Below are 24,573 nucleotides of genomic sequence, written 5' to 3'. Positions count from 1 at the left end.
AAACTGGTTGTTTAAAAGGTGTTTTGATCCCTGTCTCAAAAACAGGGGTCAGTCCCAGTAAAGATAGCTTTTTGTTAATCCGAACATTCAAGGAGGACAAAATGAACTGGTACGAGAAACTAAGTAAATACTTTCCAATTGAAGAACTTAAATCAAAAGAACACATTGAAGCTTTATTAAAAGAGCGTGGAGATATTTATCATAAAGATGAAGGTCCTCACCATGTTTTAATGTATGTAGAAACAGGCGATTTTATTTTCGTTGACTATTTATTTGTTTCTAAAGAGTCACGAGGTCAAGGTCTTGGTCAAAAGTTAATGGATAAGCTAAAAGAAAAGCAGAAACCCATTATTCTAGAAGTAGAACCTGTTAATTATGAAGACACAGATACAGAAAAACGATTACGCTTTTATAAGCGCCTCGGCTTTACCCATGCCAAATCGATTGGGTACCGTCGTCGTTCGCTTGCGACAAATGAAATTAATCAAATGGAAATTTTATATTGGTCCCCTACTAAAGAATCAGAAGAAAGCATCCTGGCAAGTATGAAGAAAACATACGAAATGATTCATACGTACAAAGATAAAGAATGGTATGGCAAATCATATTTGCCAGCTGATGAAGTATTAAAACTTGAAAAAAACCGTGATGAAGGTGACATTTTAGCCGATCTTTAACAAAGGAAAAGCGATGCGTTTTTTGAAAATGTGTCGCTTTTTTGAATGCTTGTTTGTTCTACTTGATTTCCCTCCATAAGATGTAGTATATTTTTCCTCAACTTCAACTTTTTTATATTTCAGAAAATTTATAATAGTATTTTTTAACACTCTGCTGTATAATAACTTTAACGCATTAATGTCATACGTTCTGACATGTAGATTAGCTGATGAGCAGATGTATTTATGCATAAAAAGAAAACGACCTCGTCATGAGATCGTTTCATCTAGTTTGTCGTTTGCTTATATTGTTTAAATTCTGCTTCTGAACATGATACATAGTGTCCTGGTGTTACTTCACGTAACTGTGGCTCTTCACCGTTGTAGTTATGATTGTTTGCGTCATAAACTTGACGTACTCGTGTACGCTCTGTATCAGGATCTGGTAACGGAATCGCTGATAATAACGCTTTTGTATACGGATGAAGAGGATTTCGATAAAGCTCTTCACTTTTTGCAAGTTCGACAATCTTTCCACGGTACATAACTCCGATACGATCACTAATGTATTTAACCATTGATAGGTCATGAGCAATGAACAAATAAGTTAACCCACGCTCGCGTTGTAATTTTTTCATTAAGTTAACAACCTGTGCTTGGATCGACACGTCTAATGCTGAAATAGGCTCATCGGCAATAATAAAATCTGGTTCAACAGCTAAAGCACGTGCAATCCCGATACGTTGACGTTGACCACCACTAAATTCATGTGGATAGCGGTTTGCATGTTCACGGTTTAAACCAACCGTTTCAAGCAGTTCGTACACCTTGTTCATACGCTCTTGCTTTGTTTTCGCTAAACCATGAATGTCGATACCTTCTGCGATAATGTCTGCAACTGTCATACGAGGGTTTAACGATGCATATGGATCTTGGAAAATCATTTGCATTTTACGGTTAAATTTCTTTAACTCTGCTTTTGATTTACGCCCATGTACATTTTCACCGTTAAAGAGAACCTCTCCGTCTGTTGCATCGTAAAGGCGGATGATTGTACGACCTGTTGTGGATTTACCGCAACCAGATTCACCAACTAATCCTAATGTTTCACCTTTATAGATGTCGAATGTCAGACCATCTACAGCTTTGATTACACTTTTTCCTGTGTCAAAGTGTTGCTTTAAGTTCTTAATTTCAACTAGTTTTTCTGTCATCTTATTCACCTTCCTTCGCTAATACAGGTTTTGCATATGTGTTTGCGAGTTGGCGCATGCGACGTTTTACGGATTCTGGAGGCTCTACCTTTGGCGCATCAGGGTGTAGTAACCATGTTTTTGCATAGTGTGTATCTGACACTTTAAACATTGGTGGTTCTTGTTCAAAGTCGATTTTCATTGCATAAGGGTTACGTGGTGCAAATGCGTCACCTTTAGGCGGATTCGTTAAATCCGGTGGCGTTCCTGGAATCGCAGCTAATTCTTCTTTTGAATCATTATCAAGGCTCGGCATTGAAGCAAGTAAGCCCCATGTATAAGGGTGTTGTGGATTATAGAAAATCTCATCCACTGTACCAGTTTCGACAATTTGTCCTGCGTACATAACAGCGACACGATCTGCAACGTTTGCTACCACACCTAAATCATGTGTGATAAAGATAATGGCTGTATCCATCTTTTTCTGTAACTCTTTCATCAGCTCTAGAATTTGCGCTTGAATCGTTACATCTAATGCCGTTGTTGGCTCATCGGCAATTAAAAGCTTTGGATTAGAAGCTAAAGCAATCGCAATCATCACACGCTGTCTCATACCACCACTAAATTCATGTGGGTATTGATTCACACGTTGCTCAGGAAATGGAATTCCAACAAGTGTTAAGAGCTCAATTGCTCTCTCCTTAGCTTGTGCTTTTGACATGTTAGAATGCTTCACTAACACTTCTGTAATTTGATTTCCAACTTTCATCGTTGGGTTTAACGATGTCATTGGATCTTGGAAAATCATTCCTATATCTTTACCTCGGATTTGTTCCATTTGTTTATCGGTTTTTTTAACGATATCATCACCGTCAAACAAGATTTGGCCGTTTGCAATTTTACCCGGAGGCATTGGAATTAAGCGCATAATCGTTTGAGAGGTAACACTTTTTCCTGAACCTGATTCACCAACGATGGCTAGAGTTTCACCTTTATTTAAGTGAAAGTTTACACCACGAACAGCTTTTACTTCTCCGCCATACGTTTGGAATGAGACTTCTAAGTCTTTTACTTCTAATAAACGTTCCATGTTTCTCACTCCTTTATTTGCGTAGTCTTGGATCTAACGCATCACGTAGTCCATCACCGATTACGTTAAACGCAAAAATAGTTAAACAAATAAATGTTGCTGGGAAAAATAAACGCCACGGATAGTATTTCAATGCTGGAAGTCCGTCAGAAGCCATTGTTCCCCAACTTGCAAGTGGTGCTGGTACACCTAAACCTAAATAACTTAAGAACGACTCAGTGAAAATAGCTGATGGAATTGTTAATGTCATTGTAACTAAAATTGGTCCCATCGCATTCGGCACTAAGTGTTTCATTAAAATCCTTGATGTGCTCGCTCCTAATGTTTGTGAAGCTAATACGTATTCTTGGTTCTTTAATTGTAGGATTTGTCCACGAACAATACGTGCCATGTTAATCCAACCTGTAATCGTCATTGCTAGGATCATTGTTCCTAAACCTTGGTCTAAAACAACCATTAATAAAATAACAAGTAATAAGTAAGGAACACCCCATAAAATATCGGCAAAGCGCATCATGTATTCGTCTGTACGACCACCGCGGTAACCAGCGATACTTCCCCATAAAACACCAATGAATAAATCAATGAGTGCTGCTGAGATACCGATAAATAATGAGATACGAGCCCCTTCCCATGTTCTTGTAAACATGTCACGGCCTAAATCATCTGTACCAAACCAATGATCAACTGAAGGTGGTTGGTTGGCATTCATTAAATCATTTGTTTTATAGTCATATGGTGTCATCATTGGACCGAAGATTGCCATGAAGACAAGAAGAACTAATAACACGATTCCGAACATCGCAAGCTTATTTTTACGAAAACGAATCGTGACATCTTTCCAAAAAGATAAACTTGGTTTTGATATTTTTTCAGCTTCACGTGCATCGATTGAAGCTGGTTCAAACATATTTTTAGGGATCTGTTGCATCCTTTACTCTCCCTTCTTTCCGCCAGTTAGCTTAATTCGTGGATCAATTAATCCGTATAAAATATCAACAATTAAGATTGATACGAGTAGTAAGATACTATAGAACACTGTAACACCCATAATAACCGTATAATCACGGTTTGTAATGCTCGTTACAAAGTGAGATCCTAAACCAGGAATACCGAAGATTTTTTCAATAACGAAGCTTCCCGTTAAAATCCCTGCTGTTAAAGGACCCATGTAAGAAACAACCGGTAACATTGCGTTTCGAATCGCATGTTTTACTGTAATTACTGGTTTACTTAATCCTTTTGCTTTTGCTGTTTTAATGTAGTCATTGCTTAATACTTCTAACATACTCGAACGTGTTAAACGTGCGATAAATGCCATTGGGGTTGAAGCTAATGCTAAAGCCGGTAAGAATGTATGAGCCCAAGACTCCCATCGTGCTACCGGGAACAAGCCTAATTTAATGGCTAAGAAATATTGTAAAATGGTTGCCATGATAAAGCTTGGAACCGAAATACCAAGTACAGCAACAATCATTGCAGAATAATCTGGCCACTTATTGTGGTTTAATGCGGCAATAACGCCTAATAACACACCAATAGCTAGTGCTAAAAAGATTGCTTCCATTCCTAGCATGAATGAAACAGGAAAGCCTCCACTAATTAAATCATTAACGGTTTGACCCTTGTATTTAAACGAAGGACCGAAATCCCATTGTGCAATGGATGATAAATAATCAAAATATTGACCGTACCATGGTTTGTCTAATCCATAGTAAGCATTTAAATTGGCTTCAATTTCTGGAGGAAGCTTTTTCTCAGAAGCGAATGGCCCTCCAGGTGCTGCTCTCATTAAGAAAAACGTCGCTGTAATAATTAAGAAGAGTGAAAGAAACATGTACAGCAAACGTTTGCCGATATATTTAAGCAAAATAGGACACCTCCATAATTTAACAAATAATCCCCTATCAAGAAGAAAAGTATATGGGGATATCCCCATATACCTTTGTACAAAACAGATTCAACTATTACTCAAAGTGAGCCCATTTTAATTGAATATCACCAAGTGATGATACTTCTACGTCTTTTAAGTTTTCAGCTTGAACCCAAGCATCAGTGTAGTAGTAAATTGGTGCAGCTGGCATTTCATCAATTAAAATTTGCTCTGCTTGTTTTAATAACTCTAAACGCTTGTCAGCATCAACTTCTTGTTGAGATTGAGCAAGTAATTCTTTGTATTTCGCATTTTCCCAGAATGTGTTGTTGTTACCGCCGTCTTTTTCACGGAATAACTCTAAGAATGTAATTGGATCGTTGAAGTCACCAATCCAACCCATACGACCGATTTCATAGTCACCGTTGTGTAACTTATCGATGTATACGTTCCACTCTTGGTTATCAAGTGCTACTTCTACTTTACCTTCGAAAGCTTTAGACCACATATCTTGAACAGCTTGTGCGATCTTTTGATGGCCTTCATCTGTGTTGTAAGAAAGTTTAAGCGTTAACTTATCCATGCCTTTTTCTTCTAAACCTTTAGCTAGAAGCTCTTTCGCAGCTTCTACATCACCATCTTTGTATAAAGAGTGGCTATCTTCATGGTACGCTTGAGGCGGAACCATTGCAGTTGCAGGAACTTGTTCTTGTTTTGATACATTATCAATGATCGCTTGACGATCGATTGCATAAGATAAGGCTTTACGGATATTTACATTGTCTAACCCTTCAACTTGTGTGTTGAATTTGTACATGTAAGTACCAGTTTTAACTGAAATGTTTAATTTACCTTCATCTTTTAATTGAGGAATTGCTTCTACTGGAAGAGCACCTGTTGGGTTACCTGCCCAGTCTAATTCACCGTTATCAAACATTGATAATTCAGTGTTGTTATCGTTGATCATGAACATGTCAACTTTTTCAAGTTTTACAGCATCTGCATCCCAATAGTCTGCATTTTTCTCTAAAACGATTTTGTCGTTATGAGACCATTCAGTCATCTTGAATGGACCGTTTGTTACATATGCATCTCCTGCATCTGTGTACCACTTATCATTTTCTTGAGCAATTTTGCTATTAACTGGGTAGTACGTATAGAACGCTGTTAATTCTAAGAAGTAAGCTGTTGGATGCTCAAGTGTTACTTCTAATGTTTTTTCGTCTACTGCTTTAACACCTACATCATCAAGGCTACCTTCACCTTTATGTGCAGCTTCTCCACCTTTTAGGTAGTATAACTGTTCAGCATAGTCAGATTCGTTTTTCGCATCTAATACCCATTTCCATGCGTATTCGAAATCTTGAGCTGTTACAGCATCACCATTTGTCCATTTTGCATCACGTAATTTAAACGTGTACGTTAATCCATCTTCACTCATTTGAACGTCTTCTGCAATTGCGTTTTCAGGCTCACCGTCTTTAATACGAGTTAAACCTTCAAACGTTTGACGAAGTACAGCACCAGATGTGCTATCGTTCGCTAAACCTGGATGTAATGAGAATGGCTCAGTTTTAATGTTTAAACGAAGTTCTTGTTTTGCATCGCCGCTGCCGCTTTCGCCGCCTGATGAACCAGCATTGCTTGAACCGCTGCCAGATTCTTTATTGAATCCACATGCTGTTAAGAAAAGGCTGAATACAAGCAACAAGCTGAAAAGAACGGATAATCTTTTCTTCATGAATGTTTTACCCCCTAATTTTTCTTAATTCATATACTTTTCACAACATACAATTTCTTAACTTCAGAAATAATTTGTTTTTGCTAAATAGTCAGTCTTTTTTTCGCGTAGTAGAGAGATAAAGAACCAACTCTATAAATATATCTTCTACTCTATGAAATATAGAAATGACACATGGACACTTGTATGTGTATGTACTCATGCTGTAGAAGATGCGAAAGAGCTACAAAATTATTGTAGCAAAACACTATCTATTTTATTTTTTCTGAAAAATTAAGGCGTTGTAATATATTTGTAAAAAATATATGAACTACGACTATTATAAATAGTTTAAAAATTTATTGCAATACTATTATTAAAATTTGATTTTGTAGACTTCTGTAGGAAGTTGTCTACTAGACACACAACTGTCCTTTCCGCATGAACAAATTTCCATATTAAATAGATATTGCAATTAGATTACAAAAACTATAGCATAAATTGTCGAATTTGCAAATATAAATTTTATTTCGACAGTTTGCATTTCATCATCAAATGGATATAATAGAATACAAAAGCAAATTTAATGATATAGGCAATGAGGAAGAGTAGTACATACTCCTTGTAATTTTTTAGAGAGTTTGTGGTTGGTGAAAACAAACAATTACGAGTATGGAATGGACTTCTGAGCTTTCAAGTGAAAAGCTTGAACGTTTGTTATACGTTACATAACACATAATGTCTATTCATTATGGTTAAAGAGATTTCGCATTTCTCGTAAATGCTGGAATAAATAGGGTGGCAACGCGGTCCATTCGTCCCTAACGTTTGTTAGGAGATGAATGGGCTTTTTTGTTGCCTAAAATTAGAAAGGAAGATTAATTTATGAAAACCATTTTCTCAGGTATTCAACCGAGCGGTACCATTACACTTGGAAACTACATTGGAGCGATGAAACAATTTGTTGAATTGCAAAATGACTACAATTGTTACTTCTGTATTGTTGATCAACATGCCATTACCGTTCCACAAGATCGTCTACAATTACGAAAAAACATTCGTAGCCTTGCTGCTTTATATGTAGCAGTTGGGATTGATCCAACAAAATCAACATTGTTTATTCAATCAGAAGTACCAGCACACACAGAAGCGGGATGGATGTTACAATGTGTGTCTTACATCGGTGAGCTTGAGCGTATGACTCAATTTAAGGATAAATCGGCGGGTAAAGAAGCCGTATCAGCTGGCTTATTAACTTATCCACCATTAATGGCTGCTGATATTCTCTTGTACCAAACAGACTTAGTACCTGTTGGAGAAGATCAAAAGCAACATCTAGAGTTAACACGTGATTTAGCGGAACGCTTTAATAAAAAATACAATGATATCTTTACGATTCCAGAAGTACGTATTCCAAAAGTCGGTGCGCGCATCATGTCCCTTCAAGAGCCAACGAAAAAAATGAGTAAGTCAGATCCGAACTCAAAAGCATTTATTACGTTACTTGATGATGCAAAGACAATCGAAAAGAAAATCAAAAGTGCCGTTACCGATTCAGAAGGCATTGTGAAATTTGATAAAGAAAACAAGCCGGGTATTTCAAACTTATTAGGCATTTACTCCATCTTAGAAAATAAATCAATTGAAGAGATTGAAGTGATGTATGAAGGAAAAGGATACGGAGACTTTAAAGCAGATGTTGCGAAAGTCGTAATTAACGCCCTTACTCCTATTCAAGAACGTTACTATGAGCTCCTTGACTCTGAAGAGCTTGATGCCATTTTAGATCAAGGTGCAGAAAAAGCAAATACAGCAGCAAACAATATGCTACGCAAAATGCGCAATGCGATGGGAATTGGTCGCAAGCGTTAACTAAAAAAAACGACTGCAAATGCAGTCGTTTTTTTTAGTTAACTTTTGGTTCTTGTTCAATTTCCCATAGCTTTTCAAAGAAAGGTTGTCCTTTAATTAAGTTTTCACAAAGCTGTTTATGCTTATGCGACCAGCCTTCTTTTGTTTCATCAAATAGCTCTTGCCACACATCTTCAAAATTCATATCTTGTATGTAACTATATCGCTCTGGATTCCACTCCGTGTACCAATAACGAACTTGCGCTGCATTTTTAGATGCATGCAATTGATCAAGAGCCATAAACAATAATTGCTTTAGTTGGCGTTCTTTTCTCGTTAATCCAGTCATCGTCGCAGGTGCAGGCGATAGAATATGATGTTCTTTCTTCAACAATTCTTGCTTGCTAAACTCATACTTCGCCATGTCTTGCTCTTCAATCATTTCATATACAAGTTGCTCTTGTCTTGGAATGAGACGACTTTTACGAATCGGAATATGATAGCCCATTGTATCCACTGCTAAGATGCCATTTCCATCTGTCACAACGAAGCAATATTCCAACTGTATACGCTCGTGGTTCTTACGAATATATGCTTTTTGATACACTTCACCTAACAATGATTGTGGTAATTCCGATAAGTCATTTTCAATGTAGTGAAACAATAATGAGTCTACTTTTAACAATGGGACTTGATCGAGTAATTCCACACAATCATCTTTTCGCCACTCGTGAAAGTGGCAAACATTGTAACCATTTTCTTCACCTTCAAACCAATTAACCCAAACATCATGAAGATACAACATTTTCACCCCTCACTTACACACTGTTTATTAAAAATCAGTATAGGCAAAGATAGGTATTTTTATTCCAAATCATACTATTCAATCTTTATCTTTCATTATTTTTTCTCATTCCAGTCGGATGATAAATACACAAACTACTAATAGCTAGTCCTACAAGTAAAAAGTAACACTCCGGTCTTGATCTAATAAACCAGATATAATCTCTGTACGTATACCCTGCTGGTACTAAATTTAAATACGTAATCAACATTATTCCTCCCACTACCGACAAACCAAAGCCAACGAGGAATAAAAAGAATCTCATCTCTTCTCATCAAATCCATCATTTCGTCTATCCATTCTACTGTTCTCCCTTGTCCAGCTTTTACTACATCATATGAAAAAAGAAAGAAAACATGTCACAGTCAATCTCCTAGATAAATGTGAAAAAAGCAAAAAAAATCCATCACATGAAGGTGATAGATTTTTTAACGGTTTGATTTAGGATTTAATGCATCTTTTAATCCTTCTCCAATAAAGTTAATGGCTAAAATAGTAAATGTAATCGCTAATCCTGGTGGAACCCACATCCACACTTGATTTTGTAATACATTTGATTGTCTTGCTTCTGTTAACATGTTCCCCCATGTTGGTGTATCAGATGGTACACCAAACCCGATAAAACTAATACCAGATTCAAATACAATCATAACCGCCATTAAGAGTGTTGCTTGTACAATAATAGTTGAAAATACGTTAGGTAATAGATGTTTTGTAATTACTTTCACTGGGCTACAGCCAATGGAGATAGCTGCTAAGACATATTCATTTTCTTTTTCGGCTAGAATTTTACTTCGTACAAGACGTGCTACCCCAGCCCAACTTAATGCACTAACAACGAGGATGAGTGTCCATACTCCAGAAATTTTCCCTACAAAAATTGTGTTTAGTACGATAACAAATACCATTAAAGGAAAGTTTAAAACAAAGTCTGTGAAGCGCATAAGAGCTTGATCAACAATTCCTCCGTAGTAACCCGCTAACGCCCCAACAATTGTTCCAATAATAACTACTAAAATCGTACATGCAAACCCTATTAATAATGATGTACGACCACCATAAATGGTTCTAGTGAAAACATCTCGTCCATTTGTATCGGTTCCTAACCAATGTTCAGTGGAAGGAGCTAAACTCATTTTCATGTAATCGATACGAGAAATATCATGTGTCGTGATATAAGGAGCTAAAATCGCTAGCCCTGTAATAATGACCATGAATGTTAAGCTAATCATCGCTAACTTATTGCGAAGGAATTTCTTTCTCGCAATCGCCCAGGGAGAAGGACTCTTCTGGACTTTCGTATTAGGTTCTGGTTGTACATTCTTATTTGTTACGACTTCCATTTCGTTCCCCTCCTAGTCTAGACGAATTCGCGGATCCACTACTCCGTATAATAAGTCAGCTACTAGATTACCTACTAATGTTAACACTGAAAACATCATAGTTAATGTCATCATGACAGAGTAATCACGTGTTGTAACAGACTCAACGAAGAGTTGACCAATTCCTGGATACGTAAAGATTGTTTCTGTAATAACAGCTCCACTAATAATAGTTACAAGGTCAAATCCTAAAAATGTAACAAGTGGAATAATAGAGTTTCGTAAAATATGAACATTGTAAATTTTAGATTCTTTCGTTCCCTTCGCACGAGCTGTGCGAACAAAGTCTTTTCGGCTATTTTCAATAATGTCATTACGTAAAAATTGAGTATATGAAGCGGTTGACATTAATCCAAGAATCAGGGCTGGCATAATAACATGATGCAGCTTACTTTGATAATACGCAAGCGTTCCTGGCTCTAATCCAACTGCAACTGATCCACTAAATGGAAACCAATCAAGTCGAAACGAAAAAAAGTAAATAGCTACAATGCCGGCGATAAAAGATGGTACAGCTAATGCAAAATAGTTGTAACCAGCAATTAAATTATCTCCGATTGTATACGGCTTCTTACCTGCATACATCCCTAATACAAATGCAAACATATAGGTGATGAGTAGTGAGGTAATAGCTAAGAATAACGTATTAGGTATACGTTCTGTAATTACTTCTAGTGTTGGTAGCTTATGTGTTGTTGATTTCCCAAAATCTCCTTGGAACATTCCTGTAACCCAGTTCCAATATTGAACAGGAATCGGATCATTATATCCGAGCTTTTCACGCATCTCTTCAATATATTTTGGATCTGTATTACTCGGATTAATTTCCCCCCCAAAGGGGTCCCCTGGCATCATCTTTGCCAGGGTGAATACTACAAAGGAGATTAGAATCAACAGTGGAATCATTCCAAGTATACGTCTTAGTGAGTATTGAAGCATTGTTGACTCTCCTTATCTACTTAAAAATGTTTCGATTACTCTGTTACAGACCATTTATGAGGATCAAGAATTGCTGTATTTGGATCCATTGTTACACCTTGAAGGCGCTTGTTCACTGCATAAAGGTTCATGTTTTCCCATAACGGAAGACCTGGTAACTCATCGTTAAATAATTTTTGCCATTCAACGTATGTGTTCTTACGGAACTCTTCATCAAATGCTTGCTCACTTAAACCTGCTAAGATTAACTTATCAGATTCTTCGTTCACCCAACGACCGTAGTTCCACTCAGAGTTTGAACCCCATAATCCGTTTGGATCTGGATCAGCACCAGTTCCCCAAGAACCGAAGAATGCTTCTAATGCTTTATCATCGTTGTCTTTCATTTCATTGTATAAGTTAAACTCGATTAAAGAACCAGTTGCCATTTCAGTTTTCACACCGATATCATTCCAAGCTTGGATGATCGCTTTTGCACGACCTTCAAAGTTAGCTGGACCAGCATAGTGACCGAATGAAATTTTAAACTCTTCACCTTTTGGATCTTCTACGAAGCCATCACCATTCACATCTTTATAACCAGCTTCAGCTAATAATGATTTTGCTTTTTCTGGATCATACTTATAAGGGTTTAATTCACTTTCTTCAGCAGCAATCCAGAATACAGAAGGAATTACTGTGTTAAATTCTACTGCTTTTCCACCCATGAATGCTTTAATCATTGATTGACGGTCAATAGCATAAAGTAATGCTTGACGTAATTGTTTGTTTTCGAATTTATCGAAATCTGCTACGTTTTTACCTGTAGCTTGATCGCGATGACCAAAACGTAATCCAATGTAAGAGTATACAGCTGCTTTTCCTTCTAAAAGCTCAACGTTATCTAAGCTTTCAAGTTGTGGTAAGTCAGCTGGACGTACTGAGATTAAATCAATTTCGTTCTTTTGTAGCGCACCTGCTGTTAATGATGGGTCAATTACTTTTACAACTACGCCATCAAGAAGTGGCTTACCTTGCCAGTAATCATCGAAACGCTCTAATTCTACGTACTCTCCATTAACTACCTTTTTAACTTTGAACGCTCCAAGACCTACAGGCTCTTGACGAACTTGTTTAGATTCTTGTAAATCTGCTACAGCAATACCTTCGTAATGCTTTTTAGGCATTGGGTATGACCATAAGTTTTCAAGGTTATTTACACGTACTTCTTTAAACGTAATTTTGATTGTGTAAGGATCTACAACTTCGATACCTGAGATTGAATCTGCTTTTCCTTCTCTATACTCAGTTGCACCTTTAACATGCTCTACGTTTACAAAACGAGGACCAGTGTAGTCTTTATCTGCAAGTACTTCTAATGCGTATTTCCAGTCTTCAACTGTTAGCTCTTCGCCATTATGCCATTTTACGCCTTCTTTGAATTTGAATGTGTAAGTTAATCTATCTTCACTAACTTCCCACTCAGCAAAGTTTGGCTCATACTTTAACTCTTTGTTTACTTTGTAAACGCCTTCTGTGATAAACGATAAGATATCAGCGTCATATGCACTTCCATAAAAACCTGCTTCCATAATACCTTCTGGTGCGCCATCGATTGCGTAAGTTACAACGCCACCTTCTGTCGGTGCATCTGTTTTTGGACCTTCTGTTTTTGGTTCGCTTTCTGTTTTGTTTGTAGGTGCTGAGTTACCGCCTCCGCATGCCGCTAAGAATAGTGACATCACAATAAGCAATGACATTAGACCTAATAGTGATTTTTTCTTCATTGGTTTTCCCCCCTAGTAATCATCAAAATATGTAGCCTTTTTAAGAATTTTCTAACTATAAAGATGGCAAGCTACCCTGTGACCTGGCTTCACCTCCTTTAATTGTGGCTTTACCTGTTTACACTCATCTTTTGCATGAATGCATCTCGGATGAAATGGACAGCCACTCGGTGGATCGACTGGACTTGGAACGTCACCTTCTAAAATGATACGCTTCTTTTTCTTGCGTGGATCAGGTTCCGGTATAGCAGAAATTAATGCTTGTGTATAAGGATGAAGTGGTTCAGCATATAAGCTTTTCTTATCAGCAATTTCTACTAGTCCCCCTAGATACATAACTCCAATACGATCACTCATATGTTTTACAACACTAAGGTCATGGGCAATAAACAAAAACGTAAGCTCAAATTCATCTTGTAACTCTTTTAAAAGGTTGAGTACTTGTGATTGTACAGATACGTCTAGTGCCGATACAGGCTCGTCCGCAATAATAAGTTTTGGACGAAGTGCTAGTGCGCGTGCAATCCCAATACGTTGACGCTGTCCACCTGAAAATTCATGTGGATATTTGTAATACGCATCTTCTGGTAATCCAACTTTCGTTAAAAGCTCCATCACTTCTGGCTTTAATTGTTTAAGTGATTTTCCGGTAAAATTACGAATAGGTTCAGACACAACATCCCCAACCATTTGTGTCGGGTTCAGTGATGCATATGGATCTTGGAAAATCATTTGGAAATCTTGTCTTACTTTCCGTAACGATGTTCCTCTTAATCTCGTAATATCTTGTCCATCAAACACAATTTTACCTTCTGTCGGATCGAGCAGGCGTAAAATGGTACGACCAGTTGTTGATTTTCCACACCCTGACTCACCAACTAATCCTAACGTTTCACCTTTACGTAGTTCAAATGAGACATCATCTACAGCTTTTACATCACCGACCTTACGACGAAAAAAGCCACCGTGAATCGGATAATAGGTTTTTAAATTTTTTACTTCTAGTAAAATATCTTTCTCTTTTACTTCGATACTCATTAGCTTGTTTTCACTCCTTCACGTGGAAAACTGCTTTTATAAAGCAAGCACGCCACATCGTGTCCTTCTGACTCTGGTGCTAGTTGAGGAGTTATTTCTCTACATTCCTTCATCGCATGCACACAACGGTCTGCAAAACGACAGCCCGTAGCAGGCATATTGACAAGTGATGGAACAATTCCTTTAATCGTATTTAATTCTTCCGCTTCCTCGTCTAATTTAGGAATCGAATCAAGTAATGCTTGTGTATAAGGATGTTTTGGATCATGGAATAACGTATCAACGTCAGTATGCTCCACTACTCTTCCTGCATACATGACCACTACTTCATCACACATCTCCGCTACAACACCAAGGTCATGTGTAATCATGATAATAGACATATCATTAATTTCTTGAATTTCTTTTAATAAATCGAGAATTTGCGCTTGAACCGTTACGTCTAGTGCTGTTGTTGGCTCATCGGCAATGAGTAACTTTGGCTGACACGCAATCGCAATTGCGATCATAACACGCTGACGCATACCACCTGATAGCTGATGAGGATATTCATCAACAATTTTCTCAGGCCTTGAAATACCGACACTCTTTAGTAAAGCAACACTTTCTTCTCTTGCCTCCGCTTTTGAGATATTACGATGATTATGCAAAACTTCCGCTAACTGATATCCAATAGTTAAAACTGGATTAAGCGACGTCATTGGCTCTTGGAAAATCATTGAGATGTCTTTTCCACGAACTTTGTTCATTTCATTATCGTTTAATTCACTAAGGTCTTTGCCTTCAAATACAATTTTCCCACTACTAATCTTACTATTTAGTTTCGGTAACAATCGGATGACAGAAAGAGACAACACACTTTTACCGCAACCTGATTCTCCAACAATTCCGACAATTCTTTTCCTTTTTATTTGAAAAGACACATTATCAACAGCGTTGTGCCATTTACCATTAATCGAAAACGAAGTTTCTAGATTCCTCACTTCAAGTAACGGTGTCTCTTGACTATGTTTAGATCCCATCTTCATTACACACCTCTACACATTTTTTGAATTTTTACAAAATATTATATTTGAATAAGATAATATTACAAAAACTTTACAAAATCAATATTTTTTGAAAATTATTTTTTATTTTTCTTTTCAAAATTAGCGAACTCCTTTCGTGAATTAGTGCACAATAGTGTTAGGAGTTTTAACAAATCATCCGAAGAATAGCAGAAAATAGCGAATTTTGGTGTGTTTTGTAAAGTTTTAATCATTGTTCAAGTTGAACGTAGATTTTTGTAAAATAGTATTGCTTGGAATCCTCATTAGTTGCTTCGACGAAAACAACTGTTTTTCTACACAAGACATGACAATGTAGTAGCCAACACTATATCCGAGCATCCGAGGATACCACCGTTGCCCATATAATAAGTCGTCATGACGTCTACTCATATGCTTCAAATCTTCGTTTCCTACAATGTATTTGTTCCAAAACGATTGTGCTTGTTTTTTCGAATAATAGTTCGTCCAAGGAGCCATATACGTTTCTCCGCAATACTCTTTTACAGCATATTCAGCTAGTCCTTCCATTATCATCGTATCTAGTAAAGTTAATTCATTTTCTTTTTTACTGAGTTTTTTCATGCGGCACACATGATTGTATTCATGAGTTAAAACAGAGTAAGCTTCTTCATCTGATGTTTGCATGGACATAAACACAAATAATTTATCTTCAAACGCTACTCCTGATCGTCCATTTAATTCTGTTTGTATTTTCCGGTTGAATAGATTGCTAGGTAAAATAAACACAGGAATGTTAGGACCACTCCATTCTTTTTTTAACACGACGTATTTTTCTTGTAATTTATTCCACATATTTCGTTTGTTGAGTTCTTTTAACACGTCATAAAATTCACTACTTGGTTTACACATTCCGTATCCAAGCAATGTTTCTGCAATTTCATCGGACTTTGTGTCAGGAAAAAAAGGCAATAGCTTTTCGTATAAATCTTCACTGGATCCCCATTTATAAGTTGAAACGATTGACATTTGTCATTCCCTCTTTCAATTGTTCTCGTTTCATCCTATGTGTTTGACTCATTTTTTGCGTTTTAAAATCAAGAAAAAGGGCTAGAGAAGACATCCTTCTCTAGCCCTTTTCATACACTCACTTCATGATTGATATTTTTTAAACACGATTGTTGCGTTGTGGCCACCAAAGCCTAGTGAGTTACTTAATGCCGCATTGACTTCTTGCTTTCTTGCTTCGTTCGGAACATAATCTAAATCACAGTCCTCATCTGGTGTTTCATAGTTAATTGTTGGTGGGATTATCCCTGCTTCGATTGCTTTAACACTAAAAATCGCTTCTACGCCACCCGCTGCGCCTAGTAAGTGACCTGTCATTGATTTTGTTGAACTAATGGCAACTTTGCGAGCATGCTCACCAAATACTTCTTTAATCGCCATTGTTTCATATTTATCATTGTATTCCGTACTTGTTCCATGTGCATTGATATAATCAATATCACTTGGTTGTAAGCCCCCATCCTCAATCGCTTGACGCATCGCACGAACGCCGCCTTCACCACCAGGAGCTGGAGCTGTAATATGATGCGCATCACCTGTTGCTCCGTATCCAACAATTTCTGCATAGATGCGTGCTCCGCGTGCTAATGCATGTTCTAATTCTTCTAGAACAAGAATACCTGCACCTTCACCCATAATGAAGCCATCGCGATTTTTATCAAATGGACGACAAGCTAATGCTGGGTCAGGATTAGTAGATAGCGCTTTATTGGCACAAAAGCCTGCCATTGACATACGAGTAATAGGTGCTTCTGTTCCTCCCGTTACCATCACATCTGCATCACCACGTTGAATGACTTTGAACGCGTCACCAATCGAGTTTGTTCCGGTAGCACATGCCGTTACCGTACAAGAGTTCATGCCTTTCGCACCTAACGCAATAGATACTTGCCCTGTTGCCATATCTGGAATCATCATCGGCACGAAAAATGGACTCACACGACGATATCCTTTTTGCTGGAACGTTTCAAACTGCTGCTCAAATGTTTCCATTCCACCAATACCCGAGCCAATCCAAACCCCAACGCGAGGGGCAATTTCCTCTGTAATATCTAAATTCGCATCTTTTACTGCCATTAATGAAGCAGCAACAGCATATTGAGTAAAACGATCCATTTTACGCGCTTCTTTTTTATCCATAAAATTTTCTACGTTAAAGTCTTTTAATTCAGCTGATACCTTCGCTGAATACTCATCTGGATTGAGTCTTGTAAGTGGACCAATTCCTGATACTCCTGCCACTACATTATTCCAAGACGTTGCTACATCATTTCCAATTGGTGTAACAGCTCCAAGCCCTGTTACTACTACTCGCTTTTTTGTCATTTCATTCATCTCCCTCAATATCATAATCTGTTATAGGAAACGGATTGAAAATCTCTTATTTTCCCCATCTCACTGCAATTGCACCCCATGTTAAGCCTCCACCAAAGCCTACCATGACGACTAGATCATCGTCTTTTATTTTACCATTTTCCACTTCTTCTACAATGGAAAGAGGAATAGATGCTGCTGATGTATTTCCAAATTTATGAACCGTTTTTGACATCTTTTCTTCTGGTAAATCTAATCGATGTCTTGCTGCTTCCATGATGCGAATATTCGCTTGATGCGGAATTAAAAAGTCCACATCATCTTTTGATAAACCGGCTTTTTCAAGCACATTAATTGCTGACTCACCCATTTGACGAACGGCAAACTTAAACACTTCACGACCATTCATCACGATGTGCTCATCTTGATATAAATGTTTTGCTCCAGCACCATCTGAACCAAGCTCGTATGATAAAATCCCTCTTCCTTCTGATACAGGACCAATAACAGCGGCTCCCGCTCCGTCACCAAATAAAACAGCCGTATTACGATCTTCCCAATCAATAATACTAGACAGTTTCTCAACACCAACTACTAATACATGCTTATAATCTCCATTATCGATAAACTGTTTAGCTGTTACAATCCCATACATAAACCCTGCACAAGCAGCACTAATGTCAAATGCTGCTGCCTTTTTTGCTCCTATACTTTCTTGTAATAAACAAGCAACTGACGGAAAAGGATGATCAGGTGTTACTGTTGCAACAATAATTAAATCAATATCTTCTGCACTCATGTTTGCATTTTCTAATGCTTTTAACGCTGCTTTATGTGCCATATGTGAAGATTTTTCATTCTCTTCAGCAATTTGTCTTGCTTCAATCCCTGTTCGTGTTCGAATCCACTCGTCAGACGTATCCACCATTTTTTCAAGATCCGCATTCGTCACAATTTTCTCCGGAACATAACGACCAATCCCAATAATCCCTGTATTCATATAGCATCTCCTTTTATTAAAGAGTTTATATAATTCTAAGTATTTAATCGTCCAATCACCTAAGTACCAGTTCACACACAGCTTTTAAATCCGCCATCAAAGGTCCACCTAAGGATATGCCGCTAACCCCGTAAGGGGGGCGGCATACCCTTAGGTCTGACTCATATGACATGACAGATCTTCCGTCATGTCATATGAGTCAGCTCGATTAATAATTGTTATTATGACTTGGTACTAATTTTACGTCATTTACCCCCTCTTGTCTAGCGAAACTTCTTCCGTGCACCCCTCTTCTCCTTCTGTCAGGCAAACTTTCTATGATGATCTTCATGATTATGGGTGTTTGTCCGATGCAGATACAGACGTTGTTCATATAGTAATAGTGGATCGGTGTAAATGTAGTTAGTTTATAGGAGAGGAGTATTAACGTGAATAAAAACAGAAAAATGGATCCCTTTACAAAAATGATGTTTGGTTCACCAAAACAAGAAGAAACAGAGGGTACACTAAGTGGTACTGATTGGAACCATGTGTTCAATCAAGTTCAAGATATTGCGTCTTCTGTTGATAAAATGAAACCTATGTTTAAAGAATTATCTCCTGTATTAGATTGGTTTAAAGATAAAAAATAACAGCTTGGATACTCCAAGCTGTTTGTTTTTACGCATTGTTTTCTTTTAACGCCTCTTGCTTACCAAGTTCATATGCATCATTCATCACTTTGGTTAATAGCTCCATAACAGGTTGTAAATGTTCCATGCTTAGTTCAACACCTGTATTATCTAAAAGCTCTTTCGCTTCCGGTAAATATTTCATCGCGATTTGCATAAATTGCATTTGTTGTTCATTCATCGTTTCAATCTCCTTTTGTCATATGTATACAAACTACTGATTAGGTAGTTCTCCTGTCGTTTTATACGTTTCAATATGTTTAAAAATCTGTTCTTTATATTCCTCTTTTACAAGCGGACTAAACTTTCCAACTGAAATCACATCATCTTGAAAATCAAATGAAAGATTACCTGACTCTAGAGTGCCATCATTAAACTTTTGAGCCACTAGTTCATAGAGAACATCTACGTGTTGAACTGTACTTGTTAGTACCGTATTTTCACCTAGGTCAGATTGCTCGGTTACATATCCGATTGCATATAATCCCTTTGCTTTTAACTTTTCGATAAGTGGTACGTTAAAGCCATCACCAGCAGGATAGACCACATCGACTCCTTCTGCAATCATCTCATCTAAAAACATATTTGCAGTCTGAATATCGTCCCAGTTTTTAACGAATTTGACTTCAACATTCACATCTGGATTTTCGTGAAGGGCTCCTTCAAAAAAACCGTTTACTTCTGGTTGCCATTCAAACGCTGAAATAACACCGACGTTGTTAGTTTCGGTCATTTTTCCAGCTACCATACCGCCAAAGAAGCCCATCGCATGGCCTTCAAAGTTTAAGCTTGTTACATTTTCTGCTTTTGCATCTCCATTAAAACAAATAAAGTGAATGTCCGGATATACTTTTCCTAGTTCGTTAAAATATTGTGCATATATATCTCCATGGCCAAAGATAAGGTTCACACCTCGTTCATCAAACTCTTTAACCGCTTCTTTCACTACTTCTGCAGACTTCATATTCTCTTTATAGAAAACATCTGTGTTAAACTTTGATTGAATCTTTAACATTCCTGTGTATCCTTTTGTCCCCCAAACTTGATCACTAATTGTATCTGGAACAAGCAACCCTACATTTTTTATGTTTCCTTGCATCGGGGCGTTACAACCTAACAAAAGTAACAGGAGGAGCAAAGACAAACAAAGTAGTTTGTTCAAAATGGCCACTCCTTTATATCTTATATCAACTTTATTTTTTGCTACTTCTTTCATTATTTTAACTTGCCCGTATATAATTGTAAAAGAAAAATTTCCCTTATTATACTCAACTAAGCGTATAACACCCACTCCAGTAAGATGTCATACGCTTAGTTTCATTTATAGACTCATGTAAGAAAACATCGCACGTGTATGGCTCATTTGTTGATACATGCCTTCTTTTATGCTCACTTTTGGTTGAAAGTTTAATAGTTCTTTTGCTTTCACGCTTTCTTTAAATTCATTCACTTTTTCTTCAATACCCTTTATTTTAAGTAAATGAGCGCCTTTTCCCCATTCTCTATCTTGACTGTTTACTAAGTGAACAAGTTCATAGTTAAACGGCACTCGTTGACTAACTTTTAGCGCTTTTACTACATCATCAATATAAAGAAGATGACGAGTATCTTCCTCTACGTTCTGCTTTTGGGTTTTATGAATGATAGTGTGTTGATAACACATTGCTAATGGTTGCCAAGGTCCATAAACGGTTGGCACTCGAACAATCATACACGGAAAGTCTGGTTGTGTACTTTTTTCAATCATTTTTTCGAAATGCAACATTAATTTACCCTCTCGATGATCAGGTTTCGGGATGGTTTCTTCTGTTATTTCTGTTTGTTCATCTCCAAATACTCGTAAGCTGGATAAAAAAACAAGCTTTGTATTCGTCTGTCTGCATGTTGTAATTGTTTGAATGAGTGCTTTATTCGCATCCTGCATTTTCTCACGTAGAAATTCCAAGTGATCAAAGTCACCCCCATCAAAGTACGTAAAATAGACCACTTCTGTATCTGAATCAATTGTCAGTTGCCAATTCTCGTCCTCGATTTGTTCGCTTGTAAAGTTTGCGTTTCTCCCTAAAAAAGCAAGCATCTCTTCTTGCAAAGACGATTCACCTTTATGCGCTTCATGTGTATATCCTTTCACTTCAATTCCTTCATTCAAAAAAGACGTACATAAATGAAAACCAACAAAACGGTTAGAACCAACAACAATAACCTTTGCCATGCAATCCCCCCATTTTCTCCTCATACGAATCATAATAAAGCCCCTAAGATATGTATAATCATAGGAGCTTTTGTTATAACTCTTTTTCACATTGTTCATAAAAATGTGTAAGTGCATGTTGAAATAAATATTTCTTTTCCATTAGGTAAAGTGAAAGGGTGATAGGTGCTTGAAGATTGTTACGGTGAGATTCATAGTTTTTACTGTGAAAGAATGGATAGTGGGTGGCTTCATTTGCTGTTGTCCATATTTTTGTAGGTAATATGGATTGAAAACTGCTAAGAGAGGGGTAAGTGGCAATCACATGGTCTACTTTTTTTCTCTCAACTTCATATGCTTGACTTAGCTCTTTCATCATCTGCCTATAGAAAAGTTTATTCGCTTTTTCATAGCGTACATGGGCATGAAAATCAATACATGGATTTAGAAATGCAACAGACCTAATGGAGTCTTCTCCACTTTCCATTAATTGAAGAGCAATTAATGCCCCCATCCCTTCAGCTAAAATATGAATGCGCTTATTTAAAATTTCTTGCTTCATCATTAAATGATATAGTTGTTTTGCTAATCGACATGCCTTTAACGATCCCCAATGTCTACCATATAAGTTTGAATAAAAAACTGTATAACCTTGGTCTTGTAAATAGGTTACAAGCTGAGATCGTCCTGCATGCTGAATCCACAAACTTGTTGAACTCTCTACAAAATGATCTTTGTCTCCTAATATCAATACCCCAAAACCATTTGGCTTTTCTGGAACATGCACAACACTCCATTGATTATCAAGGCTGAAAAAACGTCGATCAATCATGATGGTTCCTCCGTCTTTATTTACAAATCTAACTCGATATAGTGTATGAAAAAGGCCGTAAATGGAAAGAGAACAATGCCTATTTTCGATTCATTCTTTCCCTTCGTTCTGCACTTCCTCTTGTTTAAGCCTTGTAAGTGTTTCTATTCCTAAATCGGTTAAATTTGATTCATCTTGTTCTAACAATAATTCTAATTCTGTTTTTTCCTCTTCTTTCATAATTATCCCCCCTACTCTTCATGTTCGACTTTAAAAATCAATATCCTTTTAGACAATCTATGAAGTTTCGTTAAAATTTCATTTTCTCGCTTGAAGTTCTTATGGTAAACTAATAACAAACTGCTTGTAGAAACTGAGGTGAAAATAATGCGTTTCTTTTGGACATTTTTTTGGGGCTTCTTATTGATCAACATGTCTGCATACGTTATCTCTTCAATGGCAGGCGGTACATATGATTTTGCACACGCTTCCATCGTTAGTGTCGTTTTCTCACTAGTTATCATTTTACTAGGTGAAGTAGGCGTACCAAATGAGCCTATGCCAGATAATCATCATTAATCATTAAAAAAACAGTGTTGGCTACATGTAGCCAACACTGTTTTTTTATAGTCCATTCATAAATGTGTCAAATGCTTGCTTTCCTTGTTCATCTCTCTTGAAAACACCCGCATGTTCTAAAATCGTTGCAAATACCGTTCCTAACTCATCTTGTAAAATACGTTGTGCTTCTTCCATTGATGAGAATGAATGCTTTTCTTTTAACGTTTTTGCCCACTCAAGATGCTTTACGATTTCTTCTTGATTTTTTACTTCTTCTTCCATGTTTTCTTGCGTTAAACATGTCGCTAATGCTTGCATTTCATCTTTTAAACGACCTGGTAATACAGCAAGCCCCATTACCTCAATTAACCCAATGTTTTCTTTCTTAATATGATGAACTTCTGCATGAGGATGGAAAATGCCATCTGGATGCTGTTCACTTGTACGGTTATTTCGTAACACTAGGTCTAATTCAAATAATTCTCCTCTTCTTCTTGCAATCGGTGTCACTGTATTATGAGGTGTATCGTTTGTAAATGCTAACACACCTACTGTTTCATCACTGTATTGCTGCCAATTCTCAAAAATAAATTGTGCACACTGTACAAGTTCTTCTTGATTCGTACCTTGTAAACGTACAACTGACATTGGCCAGTTCACTCTTCCAACCGTTACTCCTTTAAACTGATCAATTTCATACACTTTTTCAATCTCTGCCTTAGCCATCGGAAACTCGTGATAGCCTCCTTGAAAATGGTCGTGACTTAAGATAGACCCCCCTACAATTGGAAGGTCGGCATTAGAGCCTAAGAAATAATGTGGAAACTGATCTGTAAACTGTAACAGTCTCTTAAACGTTTGTTGAGAAATCTTCATTGGTGTATGTTCACCAGAGAAAATAATCGCATGTTCATGATAATACACGTATGGTGAGAATTGTAAATACCATTGCTCATTGTTCAGTTCAACTGGAATGATGCGATGGTTTTGTCTTGCTGGATGATTCACACGACCTGCATACCCAGCATTCTCTTTACAAAGTAAACATTCAGGATACGTACTTTGCTTCATTGTTTTTGCTGCTGCAATGGCCTTTGGATCTTTTTCCGGCTTTGACAAATTAATCGTAATTTCTAGTTCACCATACGGTGTATCTGATAACCACGCTTCATTTTTCGCAATACGATCTGTTCGAATATAATGCACATCTTTTGAGAATTGATAGAAATCATTTGTTGCTTCTTTTGGACTCTTTTCTTCATATGTCGTATAAAAGCGACGATTCACCTCAGAAGGCAGTGGTACAAAACAACTCATTAACTTCGTATCAAGCAAGTCTCGATATGTGACTGTATTTTCTTCTAAGCGATCATGTTCAGCCGCCCAATCAAGGATCTGTTCTAAGATAGGAACTGCACTGTCGTAAACTGTTGTTTCATCATTAGGATGAATATACTCATCTAGTTGTAGTACTTCTAACACTTTATTACGTACAACATCTACATCCCATTTTGTGATGAGCTGCTTTTGTACGCCGTATTGAATAAGGTCATGAATGTGTTGATAAATCGTTGTTGACATCGTCATCATCCTTTCTC

Annotated in this window: 25 protein-coding genes and 1 other annotated feature; of the genes, 4 read left to right on the top strand and 21 right to left on the bottom strand. The window is 37.2% G+C overall.

Features of this window, described 5'->3' with window-relative positions; translation table 11 throughout:
* Positions 1-101: 101 nt before the first annotated feature.
* Complete coding sequence (locus tag DIS06_RS17810; protein ID WP_110114586.1) at positions 102-677, top strand: GNAT family N-acetyltransferase; 576 nt, start codon at positions 102-104, stop codon at positions 675-677.
* A gap of 266 nt (positions 678-943) precedes the next feature.
* Here DIS06_RS17810 and DIS06_RS17805 read toward each other — a convergent pair whose 3' ends face one another.
* The 5 genes from DIS06_RS17805 to DIS06_RS17785 all read right to left on the bottom strand — a co-directional run bounded on the left by DIS06_RS17805 (position 944) and on the right by DIS06_RS17785 (position 6,553).
* A complete protein-coding gene (locus DIS06_RS17805; RefSeq protein WP_162596013.1) occupies positions 944-1,870 on the bottom strand; it encodes an ABC transporter ATP-binding protein in 927 nt (308 codons plus the stop codon).
* Position 1,871: 1 nt separating this feature from the next.
* On the bottom strand, positions 1,872-2,939 hold the full coding sequence (locus tag DIS06_RS17800) for an ABC transporter ATP-binding protein (protein ID WP_110114584.1): 1,068 nt from the start codon (positions 2,937-2,939) through the stop codon (positions 1,872-1,874).
* 13 nt (positions 2,940-2,952) lie between these two features.
* On the bottom strand, positions 2,953-3,870 hold the full coding sequence (locus DIS06_RS17795; protein WP_110114583.1) for an ABC transporter permease: 918 nt from the start codon (positions 3,868-3,870) through the stop codon (positions 2,953-2,955).
* Between the two features lie 3 nt (positions 3,871-3,873).
* Complete coding sequence (locus DIS06_RS17790; RefSeq protein WP_110114582.1) at positions 3,874-4,809, bottom strand: ABC transporter permease; 936 nt, start codon at positions 4,807-4,809, stop codon at positions 3,874-3,876.
* 97 nt (positions 4,810-4,906) lie between these two features.
* On the bottom strand, positions 4,907-6,553 hold the full coding sequence (locus DIS06_RS17785) for a peptide ABC transporter substrate-binding protein (protein WP_110114581.1): 1,647 nt from the start codon (positions 6,551-6,553) through the stop codon (positions 4,907-4,909).
* Positions 6,554-7,121: 568 nt separating this feature from the next.
* Positions 7,122-7,358, top strand: a binding site (T-box leader).
* A gap of 59 nt (positions 7,359-7,417) precedes the next feature.
* On the opposite strand from DIS06_RS17785, the gene trpS reads away from it, so the two are divergent.
* Positions 7,418-8,404 (top strand): tryptophan--tRNA ligase, encoded by a 987-nt coding sequence (gene trpS, locus DIS06_RS17780; RefSeq protein ID WP_110114580.1) that lies wholly within the window; start codon positions 7,418-7,420, stop codon positions 8,402-8,404.
* Positions 8,405-8,438: 34 nt separating this feature from the next.
* On the opposite strand, the gene DIS06_RS17775 is transcribed toward trpS, so the two are convergent.
* The 10 genes from DIS06_RS17775 to DIS06_RS17730 all read right to left on the bottom strand — a co-directional run bounded on the left by DIS06_RS17775 (position 8,439) and on the right by DIS06_RS17730 (position 18,741).
* The gene (locus DIS06_RS17775) at positions 8,439-9,188 is read right to left on the bottom strand and encodes a YjbA family protein (RefSeq protein WP_110114579.1); all 750 of its coding nucleotides are present in this window, start codon (positions 9,186-9,188) and stop codon (positions 8,439-8,441) included.
* Between the two features lie 85 nt (positions 9,189-9,273).
* On the bottom strand, positions 9,274-9,492 hold the full coding sequence (locus DIS06_RS21005; protein WP_110114578.1) for a YuzI family membrane protein: 219 nt from the start codon (positions 9,490-9,492) through the stop codon (positions 9,274-9,276).
* 163 nt (positions 9,493-9,655) lie between these two features.
* Positions 9,656-10,570 (bottom strand): oligopeptide ABC transporter permease, encoded by a 915-nt coding sequence (gene opp4C, locus DIS06_RS17765; RefSeq protein ID WP_110114577.1) that lies wholly within the window; start codon positions 10,568-10,570, stop codon positions 9,656-9,658.
* A 12-nt stretch (positions 10,571-10,582) separates the two neighbouring features.
* Entirely contained in the window at positions 10,583-11,548 is a 966-nt protein-coding gene (gene opp4B, locus DIS06_RS17760; protein WP_110114576.1) for an oligopeptide ABC transporter permease, read from the bottom strand.
* A gap of 35 nt (positions 11,549-11,583) precedes the next feature.
* Positions 11,584-13,314 (bottom strand): oligopeptide ABC transporter substrate-binding protein, encoded by a 1,731-nt coding sequence (opp4A, locus tag DIS06_RS17755; RefSeq protein WP_110114575.1) that lies wholly within the window; start codon positions 13,312-13,314, stop codon positions 11,584-11,586.
* A gap of 51 nt (positions 13,315-13,365) precedes the next feature.
* Positions 13,366-14,352 carry an ABC transporter ATP-binding protein gene (locus tag DIS06_RS17750; protein ID WP_110114574.1) on the bottom strand — a complete coding sequence of 329 codons (987 nt, stop codon included), beginning with the start codon at positions 14,350-14,352 and terminating at the stop codon, positions 13,366-13,368.
* Positions 14,352-15,380, bottom strand: coding sequence for an ABC transporter ATP-binding protein (locus tag DIS06_RS17745; RefSeq protein WP_481746884.1), 1,029 nt, complete (start codon positions 15,378-15,380; stop codon positions 14,352-14,354). Before DIS06_RS17745 ends, DIS06_RS17750 begins: the two co-directional genes overlap by 1 nt.
* A gap of 225 nt (positions 15,381-15,605) precedes the next feature.
* Positions 15,606-16,388, bottom strand: coding sequence for a DUF2268 domain-containing putative Zn-dependent protease (locus DIS06_RS17740; RefSeq protein ID WP_110114572.1), 783 nt, complete (start codon positions 16,386-16,388; stop codon positions 15,606-15,608).
* Between the two features lie 123 nt (positions 16,389-16,511).
* Positions 16,512-17,753 carry a beta-ketoacyl-ACP synthase II gene (gene fabF / locus DIS06_RS17735; RefSeq protein ID WP_110114571.1) on the bottom strand — a complete coding sequence of 414 codons (1,242 nt, stop codon included), beginning with the start codon at positions 17,751-17,753 and terminating at the stop codon, positions 16,512-16,514.
* 55 nt (positions 17,754-17,808) lie between these two features.
* On the bottom strand, positions 17,809-18,741 hold the full coding sequence (locus tag DIS06_RS17730; RefSeq protein ID WP_110114570.1) for a beta-ketoacyl-ACP synthase III: 933 nt from the start codon (positions 18,739-18,741) through the stop codon (positions 17,809-17,811).
* A gap of 428 nt (positions 18,742-19,169) precedes the next feature.
* On the opposite strand from DIS06_RS17730, the gene DIS06_RS17725 reads away from it, so the two are divergent.
* Positions 19,170-19,373, top strand: a complete 204-nt coding sequence (locus tag DIS06_RS17725) for a hypothetical protein (protein ID WP_110114569.1) — start codon at positions 19,170-19,172, stop codon at positions 19,371-19,373.
* 28 nt (positions 19,374-19,401) lie between these two features.
* Here DIS06_RS17725 and DIS06_RS17720 read toward each other — a convergent pair whose 3' ends face one another.
* The 5 genes from DIS06_RS17720 to DIS06_RS20795 form a co-directional block, all read right to left on the bottom strand.
* Positions 19,402-19,593: a ComZ family protein gene (locus tag DIS06_RS17720; RefSeq protein ID WP_110114568.1), complete on the bottom strand. Its 192-nt coding sequence runs from the start codon at positions 19,591-19,593 to the stop codon at positions 19,402-19,404.
* A gap of 33 nt (positions 19,594-19,626) precedes the next feature.
* Positions 19,627-20,511, bottom strand: coding sequence for a BMP family ABC transporter substrate-binding protein (locus tag DIS06_RS17715; RefSeq protein ID WP_275425441.1), 885 nt, complete (start codon positions 20,509-20,511; stop codon positions 19,627-19,629).
* 222 nt (positions 20,512-20,733) lie between these two features.
* The gene (locus DIS06_RS17710) at positions 20,734-21,624 is read right to left on the bottom strand and encodes an NAD-dependent epimerase/dehydratase family protein (RefSeq protein ID WP_110114566.1); all 891 of its coding nucleotides are present in this window, start codon (positions 21,622-21,624) and stop codon (positions 20,734-20,736) included.
* A gap of 73 nt (positions 21,625-21,697) precedes the next feature.
* Positions 21,698-22,435, bottom strand: a complete 738-nt coding sequence (locus tag DIS06_RS17705) for an alpha/beta fold hydrolase (protein ID WP_110114565.1) — start codon at positions 22,433-22,435, stop codon at positions 21,698-21,700.
* Positions 22,436-22,525: 90 nt separating this feature from the next.
* Positions 22,526-22,654, bottom strand: coding sequence for a hypothetical protein (locus DIS06_RS20795; RefSeq protein ID WP_275425440.1), 129 nt, complete (start codon positions 22,652-22,654; stop codon positions 22,526-22,528).
* A gap of 147 nt (positions 22,655-22,801) precedes the next feature.
* Here DIS06_RS20795 and DIS06_RS17700 point away from each other — a divergent pair, with 147 nt between their 5' ends.
* Positions 22,802-22,993, top strand: coding sequence for a YjzD family protein (locus DIS06_RS17700; protein WP_110114564.1), 192 nt, complete (start codon positions 22,802-22,804; stop codon positions 22,991-22,993).
* Between the two features lie 45 nt (positions 22,994-23,038).
* Here the strand turns inward: DIS06_RS17700 and galT are convergent, their stop codons facing one another.
* Complete coding sequence (gene galT / locus DIS06_RS17695) at positions 23,039-24,556, bottom strand: UDP-glucose--hexose-1-phosphate uridylyltransferase (protein ID WP_110114563.1); 1,518 nt, start codon at positions 24,554-24,556, stop codon at positions 23,039-23,041.
* Positions 24,557-24,573: the final 17 nt, after the last annotated feature.

The organism is Bacillus sp. CGMCC 1.16541, assembly GCF_003184905.1.
Taxonomy (GTDB): domain Bacteria; phylum Bacillota; class Bacilli; order Bacillales; family Bacillaceae_H; genus Priestia.
The sequence above is the reverse complement of the archived record's forward strand: the minus strand, read 5'-3'. Positions and strand labels throughout refer to the sequence as shown.